The organism is Pyxidicoccus caerfyrddinensis, assembly GCF_010894405.1.
GTDB classification, from domain to species: Bacteria; Myxococcota; Myxococcia; order Myxococcales; family Myxococcaceae; genus Myxococcus; species Myxococcus caerfyrddinensis.
Genome location: NZ_JAAIYA010000049.1, coordinates 15,421 through 31,358 on the forward strand (window position 1 = coordinate 15,421; position 15,938 = coordinate 31,358).

Annotated in this window: 11 protein-coding genes; 3 read left to right on the plus strand and 8 right to left on the minus strand. The window is 69.9% G+C overall.

Translation table 11 applies throughout. From position 1 onward, the window contains the following. The 7 genes from G4D86_RS50600 to G4D86_RS50630 all read right to left on the minus strand — a co-directional run bounded on the left by G4D86_RS50600 (position 1) and on the right by G4D86_RS50630 (position 10,585). The gene (locus G4D86_RS50600) at positions 1-3,201 is read right to left on the minus strand and encodes a TAT-variant-translocated molybdopterin oxidoreductase (RefSeq protein WP_164002912.1); all 3,201 of its coding nucleotides are present in this window, start codon (positions 3,199-3,201) and stop codon (positions 1-3) included. Beyond that, positions 3,198-3,860, minus strand: coding sequence for a cytochrome c3 family protein (locus G4D86_RS50605; protein WP_164002902.1), 663 nt, complete (start codon positions 3,858-3,860; stop codon positions 3,198-3,200). The genes G4D86_RS50600 and G4D86_RS50605 overlap by 4 nt, the downstream gene beginning before the upstream one ends. A 523-nt stretch (positions 3,861-4,383) precedes the next feature. Further along, complete coding sequence (locus G4D86_RS50610) at positions 4,384-4,746, minus strand: HNH endonuclease (protein WP_164002903.1); 363 nt, start codon at positions 4,744-4,746, stop codon at positions 4,384-4,386. A gap of 1 nt (position 4,747) precedes the next feature. Continuing rightward, entirely contained in the window at positions 4,748-5,401 is a 654-nt protein-coding gene (gene pdeM / locus G4D86_RS50615) for a ligase-associated DNA damage response endonuclease PdeM (RefSeq protein WP_164002904.1), read from the minus strand. Then, positions 5,371-7,986 carry a ligase-associated DNA damage response DEXH box helicase gene (locus G4D86_RS50620; RefSeq protein ID WP_164002905.1) on the minus strand — a complete coding sequence of 872 codons (2,616 nt, stop codon included), beginning with the start codon at positions 7,984-7,986 and terminating at the stop codon, positions 5,371-5,373. Before G4D86_RS50620 ends, pdeM begins: the two co-directional genes overlap by 31 nt. Beyond that, positions 7,973-9,568, minus strand: a complete 1,596-nt coding sequence (locus tag G4D86_RS50625; RefSeq protein WP_164002906.1) for an ATP-dependent DNA ligase — start codon at positions 9,566-9,568, stop codon at positions 7,973-7,975. Before G4D86_RS50625 ends, G4D86_RS50620 begins: the two co-directional genes overlap by 14 nt. A gap of 3 nt (positions 9,569-9,571) precedes the next feature. After that, positions 9,572-10,585 (minus strand): ligase-associated DNA damage response exonuclease, encoded by a 1,014-nt coding sequence (locus G4D86_RS50630; protein ID WP_240360947.1) that lies wholly within the window; start codon positions 10,583-10,585, stop codon positions 9,572-9,574. A gap of 204 nt (positions 10,586-10,789) precedes the next feature. Here G4D86_RS50630 and G4D86_RS50635 point away from each other — a divergent pair, with 204 nt between their 5' ends. Genes G4D86_RS50635 through G4D86_RS50645 form a run of 3 tightly spaced genes read left to right on the plus strand, consistent with a single transcriptional unit; the run spans position 10,790 to position 13,792 of the window. Next, complete coding sequence (locus G4D86_RS50635) at positions 10,790-11,716, plus strand: SH3 domain-containing protein (RefSeq protein WP_164002908.1); 927 nt, start codon at positions 10,790-10,792, stop codon at positions 11,714-11,716. 22 nt (positions 11,717-11,738) lie between these two features. Then, positions 11,739-13,232, plus strand: coding sequence for an anthranilate synthase component I family protein (locus G4D86_RS50640; protein ID WP_164002913.1), 1,494 nt, complete (start codon positions 11,739-11,741; stop codon positions 13,230-13,232). Beyond that, on the plus strand, positions 13,229-13,792 hold the full coding sequence (locus G4D86_RS50645) for an anthranilate synthase component II (protein WP_164002909.1): 564 nt from the start codon (positions 13,229-13,231) through the stop codon (positions 13,790-13,792). The genes G4D86_RS50640 and G4D86_RS50645 overlap by 4 nt, the downstream gene beginning before the upstream one ends. A 50-nt stretch (positions 13,793-13,842) precedes the next feature. Here G4D86_RS50645 and G4D86_RS50650 read toward each other — a convergent pair whose 3' ends face one another. After that, the gene (locus G4D86_RS50650; protein WP_205520419.1) at positions 13,843-15,552 is read right to left on the minus strand and encodes a GMC oxidoreductase; all 1,710 of its coding nucleotides are present in this window, start codon (positions 15,550-15,552) and stop codon (positions 13,843-13,845) included. Positions 15,553-15,938 lie beyond the last annotated feature (386 nt).

Genomic DNA, 15,938 nt, shown 5'->3' on the forward strand with positions numbered 1-15,938 from the left:
CTAGTGGCTCCCTTCGGTGGCCGCTTCGGACTTGGCGGGCTCGAGGGCGGGGTTGGGGTTACGGACGCGGATGAGGTGCGCGGTGCGCGGGCGGGTGCCCAGCTCGTGCAGCAGCTTGTAGGCGCGCTCGTCCTCGTGCAGCTGCGTGACGCGCTGCTGCTTGTCGTTGAGGGAGCCGAAGGTGATGGCCTGCGTGGGGCAGGTCTGCTGGCAGGCCGTCATCAGCTCCTTCTCCTGGATGAGGCGCTTCTCCACCCGGGCGCTGATGCGCGTGCGCTCGATGCGCTGGACGCAGTACGTGCACTTCTCCATCACGCCGCGGTTGCGGACCGTGACGTCCGGGTTCATCAGCATCTTCTCGGTGGACGTCTTGCCCGACGTGTAGTGCAGGTAGTTGAAGCGGCGGACCTTGTACGGGCAGTTGTTGGAGCAGTACCGCGTGCCGACGCAGCGGTTGTACACCATGTCGTTGAGGCCCTCGTCCGAGTGCACGGTGGCGTTCACCGGGCACACGTACTCGCAGGGGGCCTTCTCGCAGTGCACGCACATGACCGGCTGCATGACCATCTTCGGGTCGCTCTCGGCCCCCTCGAAGTAGCGGTCGATGCGCAGCCACTGCATCTCACGGCTGCGGGCCACCTGCTCCTTGCCCACGACGGGGATGTTGTTCTCCGCCTGGCAGGCCACCACGCACGCGCTGCAGCCGGTGCAGCGGGACAGGTCGATGGCCATGCCCCACTTGTAGCCGTTGCCGTAGTCGAACGAGGGCAGGTTGTCCTGGAGGCCCGGCTTCAGCTCGCCCTGGACGCGCTCGAGGATGTGCTCCGTCTCCTTCGAGGGGTGCGCCAGCTCGGACACCGACATGTCCAGCGCGATGGGGCGGTTCTCCATGCGCCAGTGCGTCTGGGTGAGGCTGAACTTGTAGCTGCCGCTCGCCTTGGTGAGCGTGGCGCCACCGTCGAACCAGGGCGCGGCGGCGCGGCGCAGGACGTTGGCGTTGAAGCCGACACCCTTGGCCACCACCTCGTGCAGGCCGTTGCGGCCGTAGCCCAGCGCCACCGTCACGGTGCCGTCGGCGAGGCCCGGCGTGGTCCACACCGGCACGGACAGCTTCTGGCCGCCGTAGCTCAGCTCGGCCATGGCGCCGGGCTCGAGGCGCAGGTCCTTGGCCGTCTGCGGGCTGATGAGGGCGGCGTTGTCCCAGACCATCTTGGTGATGAGGTCGGGCAGCTCCTGCAGCCACGCGCTGTTGCCGAAGCGGCCGTCGAAGACCTTGTAGTCGTGGACGAAGTTCAGCTCGAGCTCGTTGGCCGCCGGAGCCGCGGGCGGGTTGTAGCCCGACACCAGGGCGGTGGCGGCGCCGAAGTCCGGCGCGCCCGAGGCCGCGGGAGAGGCGGTGCCGGCGATGATGCCCTCGGACACCCACGTCTCCCAGCGGGACTCGAAGTCCGCCTGGCCCGTGGCCTGGCCCTGCCAGTACTCGCGCAGCATCTGGTACGCGGGGCGGTAGGACTCGGTCAGGAACAGCGCCAGCAGCTCGGACTCCGGCATGCCGTTGAAGAGCGGCTGGATGAGCGGCTGGGCGATGGAGACAGTGCCGTCCACCGCGCGACCGTCGCTCCACGTCTCCAGCGGGTGCGCCGCGGGGACGAACCAGTCCACGTACTGGCTGGTCTCGTCCTCGTACAGGCCCGTGTAGAGCACGGACAGCTTGGCGCGGTCCGGGTTGGTGGCGGGGTTGAGCAGCTCCGCCAGGCCCGCGTCGGAGGGCAGGGCGTAGAGCGGGTTCCACGCGGTGATGACCAGCGTGTCCACGCGGCCGGCCTTGATGTCCTCCACCAGGGCGCGCACCTGGGCGAGCCCGAAGGGCTCCGCCACGGGGGCCTGCACGTAGTGCACGGTGGTGCCGGTATTGCCGAGCGCCGAGTTGATGGCCTGGGCCAGGACGTGGACCGCGGCGGGCTGACGCTCGCCGGCGATGACCAGCGTGCGGCCGGGCTTCGCGGCGCGCAGGTCGGCGACCACCGCCTGGATCCAGGCGTTGGCCTTCTGGACTTCCTCGGAGGTGCCACGCAGCTGCGCCTTGCCGGCGGCGGCGGAGGCCACCGAGGCGGCGGGGCCACCGATGGCCTGGGCCACGGCGGCGGCGACGGCGAGCACTTCCGCCGACTTCACGCGCAGGCGATGGTCCGCCATGCCGCCGGTGATGGAGAAGCGGGCCTCGGCGGCATAGAGCCGGTTGAGGGCGCCGTTCTTCGGGTCGCGGCGGTCCGCGAACTGGCGGGCGTAGGTGAGGTTGGCGGGACGGCTCTCCAGGAAGTCCGCGTCCAGCGACAGGACGACGTCCGCCTGGGCGAAGTCGTAGCGGGCGGAGACGGGCTGGTTGCCGAAGAGGGCGCGGGTGGCCTCGGTCTCCGCGTCCTGCGTCATCGCCGTGTAGCTGTAGAAGCGCGCGTTGGGCAGCTTCTTCAGGATGCGGTTGCGCAGGTCGCCCATCATGGGCGAGTTGCCGGGCTCCGTGAGGAAGCGCAGGCGGGCGCCACCGTCGGCGGGGGCGGCCTTGTTCACCAGGTTGGCGACGTCCTCGGCCAGCACGCGCAGGGCGCGGGGGCTCTTGCCCTGCCGCATCACGCGAGCGCGGTTCGGGTCATAGAGCGAGAGGAGGTACGCCTGCTCCCAGACGCCGGCGGCGCCCTGGTTGACGGGGTGCTGGGGGTTGCCCTCGATCTTGATGGGGCGACCCTCGCGGGCGGTGATGAGCAGGCCGGAGGTGTGACCGGCCAGCGTCATGCCGGACGCGTAGTGCAGCGGGTTGCCCGGGGCGACCTCGGGCGGCGTCTTGGTGTACGGCAGCAGGCGCTCGTCCTGGGGACGGGTGCTGCATGCCGTGGCGCCGGCCAGGGCGAGCGACGCGCCCAGCAGCTGCATGAACTCGCGGCGCACGAAGCCGGAAGGGGCCAGGTCCGCGCCGACGGGGAACTCGGGGCGGGTCTCCTCGAGATACTCGGGCGTGCCGAGCTTCTCCTCGAGGCTGCGCCAGTAGGTCCGGCCGTAGCCGGTCTCGGTGGCGGAGGCGTTGGCGGCGGCGTGCTCCAGGGCCTCACCGACGGCGTCAGCCGCGGGGGCGGGCCGGTCCGAGACGACCGGGAGCGCGAAGGAGGAAGTATCCTGCGACGGGACGCCGTCGCGCTTCGTGTTCATCGGTGGCATGTGGAGCAGCTCGTGCGCGAGTGGACGTCGTACTCTTCCTTCAGCTTCTGACCGAGCGCGGCGGCCTCGGCCTTGTCCGCGGGCGGCGCCCAGGTCATCGAGGTGATGAACTCGGCCGGACGCAGGTTGGGCTCGGGGTTGCGGTGGCAGTCCAGGCACCAGGACATCGTCAGCGGCGCGTGCTGCTCGACGGCGCCCATCTGGTCGATGCGGCCGTGGCAGGTGGCGCAGCCCACGCCCTTGTTCACGTGGATGGCGTGGTTGAAGTAGACGAAGTCCGGCAGGTTGTGGACGCGGATCCAGGGGATGGGCTGGTCCGAGAAGAAGGCCTTGCGCACCTCGACGAGGTACGGGCTCTTGTTCCACACCTGGGCGTGGCAGGACATGCACACGGTGGTGGAGGGGATGCCCGCGGAGGGCGACTTCTCCACGGTCCAGTGGCAGTACCGGCAGTCGATCTGCTCGTCACCCGCGTGGTGGCGGTGGTCGAACTCGATGGGCTGTTCGACGGGCATCTGCTGGTTGGTGACGTACGGCGAGCGTACGTAGGCCATGAGGCCGCCGATGCCGATGGCGGGCACGGCGAGGAGCGCCGCGGCGGACAGCCGCGACACCGTGTTCGTCCAGCGTGGGAAGAGAGGGCCGCTCATACCAGGACCATGGGCAAGGGGGCTTCAGCGACAGCGGTGACAGGAGGGCTAAAGGAGGCGCGAGCGTTGCGGGGCGCTGAGGGCGGAGGGGCGATCCCGGCCCCGATGGGGCGGGCGGGCGGAGGCTCCTGGCGCACGGAATCCGAAGCAGTCACGTCCAACGAAACCTCTATGAGAATGCCGTGGGCTGGGCCCTCCTCCTTATCCCAGCCCTGACGCGGCGCGGGACCATCGGGCATCGCTTCGGCAGTGTCAACCATTCTGATGTTGCGACTCTGATGTTGAGACAGCCGGATACCACTTCCGCTCGCGGAGGCGGAAAGTCGCGGGTCCGAGGCGATGAATCTCTCTTCTACGGCGCGGAAGCGGCGTTTGAGCGCGACGCGCGCGGGCGATCACTCCACCCGGTTTCTCCCTCGACGCGCACCCGCTGAAGCTCGGGCGTACGCAGCGTATGGAGTTGAACGAAGCGCTACAGACCGCAACAGAGGAGGTCATCCGCGCCATGAGCGGCGCGGTTGCTTCACTCCGTGTCTTCGCCGTCTGGCTCGCGCCAGCGCTCCCGGCGGCGGGCCAGCAGTCGCTCCACCAGTTCACGGGCGCGTGCGTCACGGTGGTACTTCACGTCGTGCCGGCTCTTGCCCTGGTTGCAGCGGGCGCAGGCCAGGCCGAGGTTGGTCAGCACGTCCGTGCCGCCGGCCGTCTGCGGGAGGATGTGCTCGATGGTGGCGCGGCTGATCGGCTCGCCATCCAGCCCCACCATGAGGTGGGCGTTGCAGTGGAGGCACTTGCCCAGCCAGGCCTCACGGCCGCGGTGCTCGGTGCGCTCGAAGGTGCTGTCGGTGGCGATGATGCCGAGGATGCGACGGCGCTTGGCGGTGCTCATCCTACACCTCGACCACGGCGGGTTCGGCGATGGCGAAGACGCGCTCGCCGGGGCGGCGGGAGACATTGAGCCCGCCGGTGAAGGCGCTGAAGGCGGGCAGCACGCCCACGTCGCGGCCCACATGGAAGCAGGGCAGACGGAGCCTGTCTGCTCCGCCGGACAGGCGCACCATGGGATGGAGGTGGCCCGCCCACACGTAGCGGCCAGGCGCGGGCTCCGGGTGGTGGGCGAAGCGGAAGGGGCCCTCGTCGGCGTGGGACTCCAGGACTTCGAGCCGCCACTCCGGGGGGAGCGTCTTCACGTGTCGGTCATGGTTGCCGCGCACCAGCACCAGCTCCACGCTGGCATGGGACTCGCGCCAGGCGGCGAGCCGCCGGACGAGGGCGGGCGTGAGCCCCTGGCGCGAGTGGATGAGGTCTCCCAGGAGGAGCAGGCGGCGGGCGCCGGTGGCGGACAGCGCGGCGGACAGGCGCGCGAGGTCATCCTCCAGCACGCCGCCGGGCAGGGGGATGCCGTGCTGCTGGAAGCTCTCCGTCTTGCCCCAGTGCAGGTCCGCGACGGCCAGCACGCCAGCCTCGGGCCAGTGCAGGGCGCGCTCGGGGAGCAATTCCAGGAGGGTGCCGCCTACGCGGACCTGGCATCTTCTCGCGTCCATCGCTCCTTCAGGCGCTCCACGCGCTCCAGCAGGGACTCATTGGAGACGCTGGCGCTGATGCGCTCGACGACGAGCGGGAAGCCCAGCGGTGTGGGCCTGCGCACGTGGACGAGCTCCACGGGACTCTGCTCCAGGCGCTCCAGCGTGCGACCCAGGCGGCCCTGCTCGAATTGCTGCTCCAGTACCTCGCGGCGGGCCTGGACGAGGAGCAGGTTGTCCGGGTCGTACTTGAGGAAGACGTCATAGAGGAGCGACGAGCTGGCCTGCACCTGCCGCGTCGACTTGCGCGCCCCGGGCAGCCCCGGCAGCACCAGCCCCGCCACGCGGGCGATGTCGCGGAACTGCCGCTTCGCGAGCTCGCTCACGTTGACGCTCTCCAGCACGTCCTCCACCAGACGCTCCCGGGTGAAGAGGGCGGGGCGCAGCGCCTCCTCGAAGGGGAAGGGCGCCGGGGTGAGCAGCTCCAGGCCGTAGTCATTCACAGACAGGCTGAAGGTGGCCTTCTGCAGGCGCGTGAGGCGCAGGGCGAGCAGCGCCGCCAGCCCCTCATGTACCAGCCGTCCCTCGAAGGGGTAGAGGAAGAGGTGATGGCCATCGCGCGTCTCGCACGTCTCCGCCAGCAGCGAGCTCGCGGACGGAATGCGAGACAGCCGCTCCTGCGCCTCCAGCACGGGCCAGGCGGCGGCCAGCTCGTCCGTGGTGACGTCTCCGTGGCGCGCGGAGTCCAGGGTGCGGCGCACGGCATTGGCCAGCGAGCTGGACAAGGGCAGGCGGCTGCCGTTCCAGCGCGGCGTCTGCGTGGCCTTCGTCTTCGCCGGCTTCACATAGGCCGTCATGTCCTTGAAGCGGCTGAACTCCAGCCGCTTGCCCGCGAAGATGAAGGTGTCCCCGGGGCGCAGCCGGCTGATGTACGCCTCCTCGATGGTGCCCAGCTTTCCGCCGCTCCAGTAACGCAGTTGCACCACTGCGTTGGAAGTAATCGTGCCGATGTTGAGGCGGTGCAGACGGCCGATGCGTGCGTCCGCGATGACGAAGCGGCCCTCGTGCTCCACCACGCGGCGGAACTCCGGGTAGGCGCGCAGGGTGGGGCCGCCCTCGCGCACCAGGGCGAGCGTCCACTCGAACTCCTCGTCGGTGAGGCCGGCGTAGGCGGCGGCGGTGCGCACCTCGTCGCGCAGGGCCTCGCGCGTGAAGCCGCCGCCCATGGCGCACGTCACCAGGTGTTGCGCGAGTACGTCCAGCGGCTTGCCCGGCGGCATGCGCGGCTCCACCTCGCGGCGGAGGATGGCGTCCCTGGCGGCGGCCATCTCCACCAACTCCAGCGCGTGCGTGGGGACGAAGAGGATGTGACACGTGGCGCCGGGACGGTGGGCGCTGCGGCCCGCGCGCTGCATCGTCCGGCCGATGCCCTTGGGACTGCCCACCTGCACCACCCGCTCCACGGGCCCGAAGTCCACGCCGAGGTCCAGCGAAGACGTGCACACGACGATGCGCAGCCCTCCGTCCTTGAGGCCCGCCTCCACGCGCTCGCGCTCCTCGCGGTCGATGGAGCCGTGGTGCAGGGCGATGAGGTGCTCCCATTCCGGTCGGGCGAAGCGCAGGCCCTCGAACCAGCGCTCCGCCTGGGAGCGCGTGTTGGTGAAGACGAGCGTGGACTGCTCCGGGTCCAACCACGCGGCCACGCGCGCGAGCATGGTGAAGCCCAGGTGGCCGGACCAGGGGAAGCTGTCCACCGAGTCCGGCAGCAGTGTGTCCACCTCCACCGGGCGCTCCAGGTCCGCGCTTACCAGTGTCGGCACGCGGCCGGTGCCCACGACGTGGCGCGCGGCCTCGTCCAGGTTGGCCAGCGTGGCGGACAGCGCCCAGGTGCGCACCTCCGGGGCGAAGCGGCGCAGGCGGGCCAGGGCCAGCTCCATCTGCGTGCCGCGCTTGGAGCCGAGCAGCTCATGCCACTCGTCCACGATGACCGAGCGCAGCGACGCGAACAGCTCCGCGGCGCGCTCGTTGGACAGGAGCACGGAGAGGGACTCCGGCGTGGTGATGAGCACCTCGGGCAGGCGCTCTCGCTGGCGCTGGCGCACGGAGGACGAGGTGTCACCGGTGCGGCTCTCCACGTCGATGTCCGCGTCCAGCATGCGCAGCGGCTCCAGCAGGGCCTTCTCCACATCGCGCGACACCGCGCGCAGCGGCGTCACGTAGAGGACCTGGAGTCCCTTCTGGCCGCGCTCCGCCACGTCCGCGAGCGGGCCGATATAGGCCGCGTAGGTCTTCCCCGCGCCCGTGGGCACGTGGATGAGGCCGCTGTCTCCACGCGCGTACGCGGCCCAGGCCTCTTCCTGGAAGGCGTAGGGCGTCCACCCCTTCGACGCGAACCAGCCGCGCAGCCGCTCCATGGGCGTGCCCGTCATTGGCGGGGTGCTGGCTCCGGTGCCCTCGGCCGCGCGGCGACGTCGCACCGTGCGCCGCTTCTTCTTCGCGGGCGGACCTGGCATGGCGGGCGCTCCGCCTCCCTCGTTGCCGGAGCGCAGTGCCTTCCGGCGGGCGGCAAGCTGCGCCTTCAGCGTGCGTGACCTACCCGCGGGCATCGAGCAGCTCCTTCAGTGTGTCCAACGAGTCCGCGTCCTGGGGCTTCTTGTCCGTGCGCCAGCGGGCGATGCGCGGGAAGCGCAGCGCCACACCCGACTTGTGGCGCGGCGAGGCCTGGATGCCCTCGAAGTGCAGCTCGAAGACCTGCTCCGGCTCCACCGAGCGCACCGGCCCGTACTTCTCCTTCGTGTGCGCGCGAATCCACCGGTCCAACCGGCCAATCTCCTCGTCCGTGAGGCCGGAGTACGCCTTCGTCACCGGCTGCAGCTCCGTGCCGTTCCACACCGCGAAGGTGTAGTCGGTGTACAGCGACGAGCGCCGGCCATGGCCCGGGTGCGCGTAGAGGAGCACCGCGTCCACGGTGAATGGGTCTATCTTCCACTTCCACCAGTCGCCCCGCTTGCGCCCGGTGAGGTACGCGGAGTCGCGGCGCTTGAGCATGAAGCCCTCGACGTTGCGCTCGCGGGCCTCGCCGCGCGCCTTCGCCAATTCCTCCCATGAAGCCGCTTGCACCGACGGGGAGATGGGGAAGCGCGGCCGGTCCTTCAGCAGCGCCTCCAGCTTCGCGCGCCGCTCGCGCAGCGGCAGCTCGCGCACGTCCTTCCCGCCCAGCTCCAGCAGGTCATAGACGATGAAGGCCGCGGGAGCCTCCGCGAGCACCTTGGGCGTCAGCTTCTGCCGGCCGATGCGCCGCTGGAGCAGCGCGAAGGGCAGGGGCCTGCCGTCCTCGTAGGCCAGCACCTCGCCGTCCAGCACCGTGCCCTCGGGCAGCGCGGCGGCGGCCTCGCTGATTTCGGGGAAGCGCTCGGTGATGAGCTCCTCGCCCCGGCTCCACAGGTACACGCCGCCCTGCCGGCGGATGAGCTGGCCGCGGATGCCGTCCCACTTCCACTCCACCTGCCAGTCCGCGAGGTCCCCCAGTGACTCCGGCGGCTGCTCCAGCGGCGAGGCCAGGTAGAAGGGGTAGGGCCGCGAGCTGTGCCCGTCCGAGACATCCGGCGATACGAGCTGCTGGAAGAAGGCCGGCGTGGGCGTCCACGTCCCCATCAGCCGGTGCGCCACGCTCGGCGGCGGCAGCCCCGCCACCTGCGCCACCGCGCGAATCACCAGCGTCGCGGAGACGCCCACGCGCAGCTCACCCGTGAGCATCTTGTTGAGCAGGAACAGCTCCCGCCGGGGCATGGCCTTCCACCAGGACACCACGCGCTCGCGCTGCTCCGCGGCATCCAGGTTCCGCAGCGGCAGCAGGCGCTGCTCCAGCCACACGGAGAGGGGCAGTTCCTCGGTCTCGGCCGGTCGCTCGAGCGCGTCCAGGAGCAGGGCAATGACTTCCGCGAGGTCTCCCACGGAGGCGTAGACCTCCTCGAAGAGCCAACCCGGGATGCCCGTCAGCTCCTGTGTCCACCCCACCAGCAACTTCGTGGTGAGCAGCCGCTTCAGCTTCTGGCCCGTGAGGAAGTACAGCGCCCACGCCGCGTCCTCCGGTGGCGCTTGCTGGAAGTAGCGCACCAGCGCGTCCACCTTCGCGTTGGTGGACGTCGTCTGGTCCAGCGCTTCGTAGAGGTCCGCCAGTCGCCTCACGCGTCAGTCCTCCGCCTCGCCCTCGAAGGGCGTGGCCAGGGGGGCCGCATCCACGCCGGAGTCGCGCAGGTAGTGCGCCAGCGGGTCCGTGTAGCCGTGCGTCACCAGCACCCGCTCCGCCTGCGTGTCCGCCACCGTGCGCAGCAGGTCCGGCCAGTCCGCGTGGTCCGACAGCACGAAGCCCCGGTCGAATCCGCGCCGGCGCCGGTTGCCGCGCACCCGCATCCACCCGGACGCGAAGCCCGTCTCGTACTCGCCGAAGCGGCGCATCCACGTGGAGCCCCCCGCGCTCGGCGGAGCCAGCACCAGCGCGCCCGCGAAGGACGTGCCCTTCTCCACCTCCGACACCAGCTGCGTGGGAATCATGTGCACGCCCGCCTCGCGGTACACGGCCACCAGGCTGTGGAGGGCCCCGTGCACATAGGCCGGCCGGTCCGTCAGCCGCGCCAGCTCCGCGAGGATTCGCTGCGCCTTGCCCAGCGCGTAGCAGAACAGCACCGAGGCACGCCCCGTCGCGCGGTTGGCGTCCCACCACTTCAGGATGTCCTCTGCGACCAGACGCGTGTCATCCCAGCGGTAGATGGGCAGGCCGAACGTCGCCTCGGTGATGAAGGTGTTGCAGCGCACCACCTCGAAGGGCGCGCACGTCGGGTCCGGCGCGCGCTTGTAGTCGCCGGAGACGACCCACACCTCGCCCTGGTGCTCCAGGCGAATCTGCGCGCTGCCCAGCACGTGGCCCGCGGGGTGGAAGCTGACGGTGACGTCGTTGATGCTCAGGCGCTCGCCGTACTCCAGCGTGTCGATGACGGAGTCCGCGCCCAACCGGCGGTGCAGCAGCCCCTCGCCTGCTCGGGCGCCCAGGTAGCGGTGGCTGCCGCCCCGGGCGTGGTCTCCGTGCGCATGGGTGATGAGCGCCCGCTCCACCGGACGCCAGGGGTCGATGTGGAAGTGGCCCGGGGCGCAGTAGAGCCCCTGCGGCGTCACCGTGATGAGCGGTAGGGATTGGGAGGAGCTCAAAGCCTCATTCAGATAGCGAGGCAGCTCGACGGTGACCACCCGAGGTGTGTCTCCTCCCTACGGGCCATTGCTTCCTGGCATGCCCCTCTGGCACTCACCTGTCACGGGTATGCCAGGAGCTTCTCCTGGGAATATTCCGTGCCCTTGGACGGCGTTGCTGGACGGGGGATAACACCGGCACCTTCCTCCCCGGATGCCTTCCTCATGACGCCTGCCCTGCTGCTGTCGCTGGTCCTCTCGCAGTCGCCCGAGCTGGAGCTGCACTACACCGCGTCGTCGCTGGAGGAGGGGGCGGACCCGTCGAAGCGCGCCCTGGACACCTACGACTTCACGCAGTTCGAGCCGTCCGCGAAGAAGGCGGGCCTCTACGTGGGCGTGGACGAGGCCAACCTGCGCCAGTCGCCCGGCGCGGACGCGGCCGTCGTCACCACCCTGCCGCTGGGCGTTCCCGTGCGCGTGCTGGAGCGCGGCAAGGAGCGCCTCAAGGTGGGCGAGTACGTCAACCACTGGTACCAGGTGGAGTACCTGGATGCGAAGGGCGCTTCCTTCAAGGGCTGGCTCTTCGGCAACACGCTCACGCCGTTTCGCTTCGAGGGTGACTTCGACAACGACGGTGAGCAGGAAGTGGCCACGGTGGTGATGAGCTCGGACTTCAAGATTCGCGTCCGCGTCCTGGAGCCGAACGTGAAGCCGCCCCGCCGTGTCAGCAGCGTGGACATCACCCCCGCCGGACAGGGCTATATGAGCGTGGATGGCGGGTCTGCGAAGGTGACGCTCGTCCCGGCGAAGACGGCGGGGCTCGCGCTGGTGAAGGTGGACTCCATGCCCGAGGCGTGCAGTGACTACAGCACCACGTACGTGAGCTACACGGGGCTGGGGAAGAAGAAGGGCGTGCTCGGCAGGTCGAAGCTGGCGCTGGAGGTGGCCGGGCTGGCGGACCCGCCGAACAACTCCTCGTACAAGGTCTCCTTCCAGCCGAAGCAGCAGGGCCTCACGGTGGTGCGGACGAACGTCGAGGAGAACGAGTCCGGCAAGGAAGTGAAGACGACGGAGCGCACGAAGTACAAGCTCGCCGATGGTGTCTTCTCCGAGGTGAAGGCCTCGGACGCCACGGCGGAAACGAAGCCCTAGAAGGGCAGAGCCAGTCATGAAGATGGATGCACAGGAGCGGAAGTCGGCCTATCGCCAGCTCGCGGAGAAGGGCGAGGCGGTGCCGGTGTCGGTGGAGCTGCCGGCGGACCTGGATACGCCGCTGTCGGCGTACCTGAAGCTGGGCGGAGGCTCGCGCGGCTTCATCCTCGAGTCCTGCTACGGCGGCGAGCGCTTCGGGCGCTACAGCCACGTGGGAGCCCAGCCGGCCGGGCGCGTGCGCCTGGACGCCACCGGAGCCACGTTGTGGCGTGGCTCACGCGAGGAGCGCCGCGAGGGCAAGCCCCTGGACGTCCTGCGCACGTTGTGGCGCGAGCTGGCTGTCGCGCGCCTTCCCGGCGAGGCCCCCTTCCTGGGCGGGCTCGTGGGCTACATGGGCTACAACTGCTTCTCATGGCTGGAGCCCACCGTGCCGGACCGGCACGCGCGCGACACCTCGTTCCCCGACTCGGAATGGCTGGTGTGCGAGGACTTCGTCACCCATGACTCGCGCACCGGGACGCTCAGGGCCACCGCGATTGCCCGTCCGTCGCTGCATGGCAGCGCGGCCGCCGCGCTGAAGGACGCGGAGGAGCGCGCGCAGGCCCTGGCGGACAAGCTGCTCAAGCCGCTGCCTCCGGAGGCGTACGCGCCCGGCCCTCGCATGCGTGGTGACGCGGCCCCTGTCGCCTGCTGGGACCGCGCCGGCTACGAGGCCGCGGTGGAGCGCGCCAAGGAATACATCCGCGCCGGAGACATCTTCCAGGTGGTGCTCGCGCGGCGCTTCGAGGCGCTCGGTGCACCGCCGCCGCTGTCGCTCTACCGGGCGCTGCGGCGGGTGAATCCGTCGCCGTACCTCTTCCTGGTGGAGCTGGGCGAGGCCCGCGCACTGGTGGGCGCTTCGCCGGAGCTGCTCGTGCAGGTGCGCGACGGGGACGTAGTGGTGCGGCCGCTGGCGGGCACCCGCCGCCGGGGCGCCACCGAGGCCGAGGACCTGGCGCTGGAGAAGGAGCTGCTCGCGGACGAGAAGGAGCTGGCCGAGCACGTCATGCTGGTGGACCTGGGCCGCAACGACGTGGGCCGCGTGGCGGCGCCGGGCTCGGTGCGCGTCGAGGACATGAAGGTCATCGAGCGCTACAGCCACGTGATGCACATCGTGTCCCAGGTGCGCGGGAAGCTGGACGCGAAGTACGACGCGCTGGACGCGCTGGCCAGCACGTTCCCCGCGGGCACCGTGTCGGGCGCTCCGAAGATTCGCGCGATGCAGATCATCGACGAGCTGGAGCCGCAGCGGCGCGGGCCGTACGCGGGCGCGGTGGGCTACCTGTCCTTCTGCGGCACGCTGGACGTGGCGATTGCCCTGCGGACCTTCTTCGTGGACGGAGACAGGACGATGTGGACCTCGGGCGCGGGCCTGGTGGCGGACTCGGTGCCGTCGAAGGAGGCGGACGAGACGGAGGCCAAGGCGGGCGCCATGGCCGCCGCGCTGCGGATGGCGCGCGAGGGAGGTGGGCGGTGATTCTCGTCATCGACAACTACGACTCGTTCACCTTCAACCTCGTGCAGCTGCTGTACACGCTGGGCGCCGAGGTGAAGGTGGTGCGCAATGACGACCTGGACGTCGCGGGCGTCGCGGCGACGGGGGCTTCGCACCTGGTGATTTCCCCGGGCCCGTGCACGCCGCACGAGGCGGGCGTCAGCGTGGAGGCCATTGCCCGCTCCCGCGTGCCGGTGCTGGGCGTGTGCCTGGGGCACCAGTCCATTGGCGCGGCGTTCGGCGGCAAGGTGATTCGCGCGCCGGCGCCGGTGCACGGGAAGTCGGCCCAGATTCAGCACGGCAACACGGGCGTCTTCACCGGGGTGAGCCAGGGCTTCACGGCCGCGCGCTACCACTCGCTCATCGTGGAGGCGCCCTCGCTGCCCGCGGAATTGGAGGCCACCGCGTGGAGCCAGGACGGCCTCATCATGGCGCTGCGTCACCGCACGCGGCCCGTGGTGGGCTTCCAGTTCCACCCCGAGAGCGTCCTCACCCCCGAGGGACCGAAGCTGGTGCGCAACTTCCTCGACGGGCGGATGTAGACGTCAGGCGTTGGGGGCTCCCGCGTGGGAGCCCCCGTGCAGTACCGCCGCTAGCGCAGGGACGCCACGGGGAGCCGGGTCGTGGTGGGGGCCGCCGGAGCTGCCTTGGCGGAAGGCCCGGAGAGCTTGTCGGCGAGGTGCTGCGCCAGGGCCACCATGGTCATGGTGGGATTCCAGGAGCCTCCCGCCGGCCAGAGGCCCCCGCCCGTGACGTAGACGTTGGCGACCCCGCGAGGCCGGTAGTCCAGCCCGACCACCGCTTCAGCTCCATCGCCAATCCACAGAGTGGACCCCTCGTGCACCAGCCCCGGCACCCGGCGCTCTTCGGGGGTCGGGCGCTCCTTCACCCACGTGCCCTGGTTGGGAGCTCCATGCCAGTACTCGACCCGGGCCGCACCCTGGGGGGACAGGGCCAGCTCCAACATCTGGAAGGTCCCTTCATCCATGGTGTCCCACGTGGCGCGGTCAGTCTCGTTGGCCAGGACCTGCAGCAGCACGTTCGTGGTCGGGTCCTCCTCCCCGTTCGGGCGCAGCCAGTTGTCGCGGTTGCGGAAGTCCAGCTCCCCCAGCACCGCGCAGACGAACACGAGGTAGTCCTTGGAGCTCGCGAGCTGCGCGGGTGAGGCCGTCGCCACCACGTCGGGCATGTACCGGGCCGCCCTCTGGGCATTGCGCGCGGGTTCCTTGTCGGAGAGCACCGAGAGCTGGACGTGGTACTGCATTCCACTCCGTGCGTTCGTCCCGGCCATGTAGATGGCGGCCAGCTCCATCTCCGCCAGCTTGTCCGCGAACGGGTAGTCCTTCCTCGGAACCCGGGCCACCACCGAGGTGATGAAGTGCGCCGTGAACCGTGAGCCCGCGTGCTTGACCTGTGGGAATGAGTTCAGGAGCAGCGTCGTCGGAGGGAGGGTCCCCATGGCCAGCACCAGCTTCGCGGTGCCCAGGTTGACGACGCCTCGTGACGTCTCGAGCGCCGTCGCCACGCCGTCCTGCTGACGGATGCGGTTGACGGTGCACTCCGTCACGATTCTCAGCGGACTCCCGGTGCCCGCCGCGCTCAGCGCCTCCTGGCGCGTCGCCAGGTCGAGCAGGGGCGCGGGCGTGGAGAACTTCGCGAAGTCGAGATTCTCCTGGAGGCCCGCCCCCACCGCGATGGGGGCCGCCATGGAGCGGGTCGCGGAGCCGATGCGCCCCAGGTTGGCGGCGAGCATGGCCTGCAGCTTCTTCTGCATGACGCCGTAGATGGGCCGACGCTTGGCGGTCTTCGCCAGCATCGCCTCGTCGAGGTCGGTGTCGATCTGGTCCGCGGGGATGACATTGAGCAGCCGCTCGGCGTCGGAGAAGCGCTCCTCGGCCTCGCGGATGATTTCCTCGGGCCAGAACGCCATTTCCTCCCGCGTGGGGCGCGGGCACCAGCTGCTCCACATGATGCTGCGGCCACCAAAGAAGGGCACCATCCCATGCTGGAAGCCGATGGTTCCTGGAGGCTGGCCGGCGGTCCTGGCCGACAACGTCCAGGGGAACGTCTCGGTCAGCCCTCCCAGCACCTGCTGATAGGGAAGCGGGAGGTTCTGGAAGTGCTCCGGGAGGAAGAAGGGGCCTCGCTCAATCAACAGGATGCGGCTGTTGGGATTGTGTTTGTAGGTCCGCTCGGCGAAGGCCAGTCCACATGGGCCGCTGCCGATGATGACATGGTCGAACCGCTCGAACTCACGGACCGTCTTCCAGGCCTCCTCCGTGAGGAAGAACACGTGGTCCATGATCTTCTGCGGCGAAGGCGACTGAGGACCCGGCGCCGGAAAACCATAATTGAAATTCGGTGACGAAGAGACAGCGCTCATGGACCCCCCAGGTCACGACAGTGGTGAGTGGCAGTGCGTGGCTGTCTGGAATGCGTGCGCCAAAGCCAGCCATGTCTTGGCTATAGCAGAGTCCGGACAGGGCTTGGATGAGACGGTGTAACGCGGCGGAAAAGTCGCCTGGATGGTGAATCCCTGAACCCACTGCCCGCCGATAGTCCTAGAGCACCGATCAGGTTTCGGCCCGAGGAAAGTCGAACACTTGCGAGAGCGATCGACGCGGGCTGTCGCCGCGTGATCAGGTCGCCACCTCACGGAGGTGGCGCATGGAACGCTGGAAGCCGGCT

What these genes read in the sequence shown, in the direction of transcription:
- G4D86_RS50600 (WP_164002912.1), bottom strand. Translation starts at nt 3,201, where the DNA reads ATGAACACGAAGCGCGACGGCGTCCCGTCGCAGGATACTTCCTCCTTC.
- G4D86_RS50605 (WP_164002902.1), bottom strand. Translation starts at nt 3,860, where the DNA reads ATGAGCGGCCCTCTCTTCCCACGCTGGACGAACACGGTGTCGCGGCTG.
- G4D86_RS50610 (WP_164002903.1), bottom strand. Translation starts at nt 4,746, where the DNA reads ATGAGCACCGCCAAGCGCCGTCGCATCCTCGGCATCATCGCCACCGAC.
- pdeM (WP_164002904.1), bottom strand. Translation starts at nt 5,401, where the DNA reads ATGGACGCGAGAAGATGCCAGGTCCGCGTAGGCGGCACCCTCCTGGAA.
- G4D86_RS50620 (WP_164002905.1), bottom strand. Translation starts at nt 7,986, where the DNA reads ATGCCCGCGGGTAGGTCACGCACGCTGAAGGCGCAGCTTGCCGCCCGC.
- G4D86_RS50635 (WP_164002908.1), top strand. Translation starts at nt 10,790, where the DNA reads ATGACGCCTGCCCTGCTGCTGTCGCTGGTCCTCTCGCAGTCGCCCGAG.
- G4D86_RS50640 (WP_164002913.1), top strand. Translation starts at nt 11,739, where the DNA reads ATGGATGCACAGGAGCGGAAGTCGGCCTATCGCCAGCTCGCGGAGAAG.
- G4D86_RS50650 (WP_205520419.1), bottom strand. Translation starts at nt 15,552, where the DNA reads ATGGACCACGTGTTCTTCCTCACGGAGGAGGCCTGGAAGACGGTCCGT.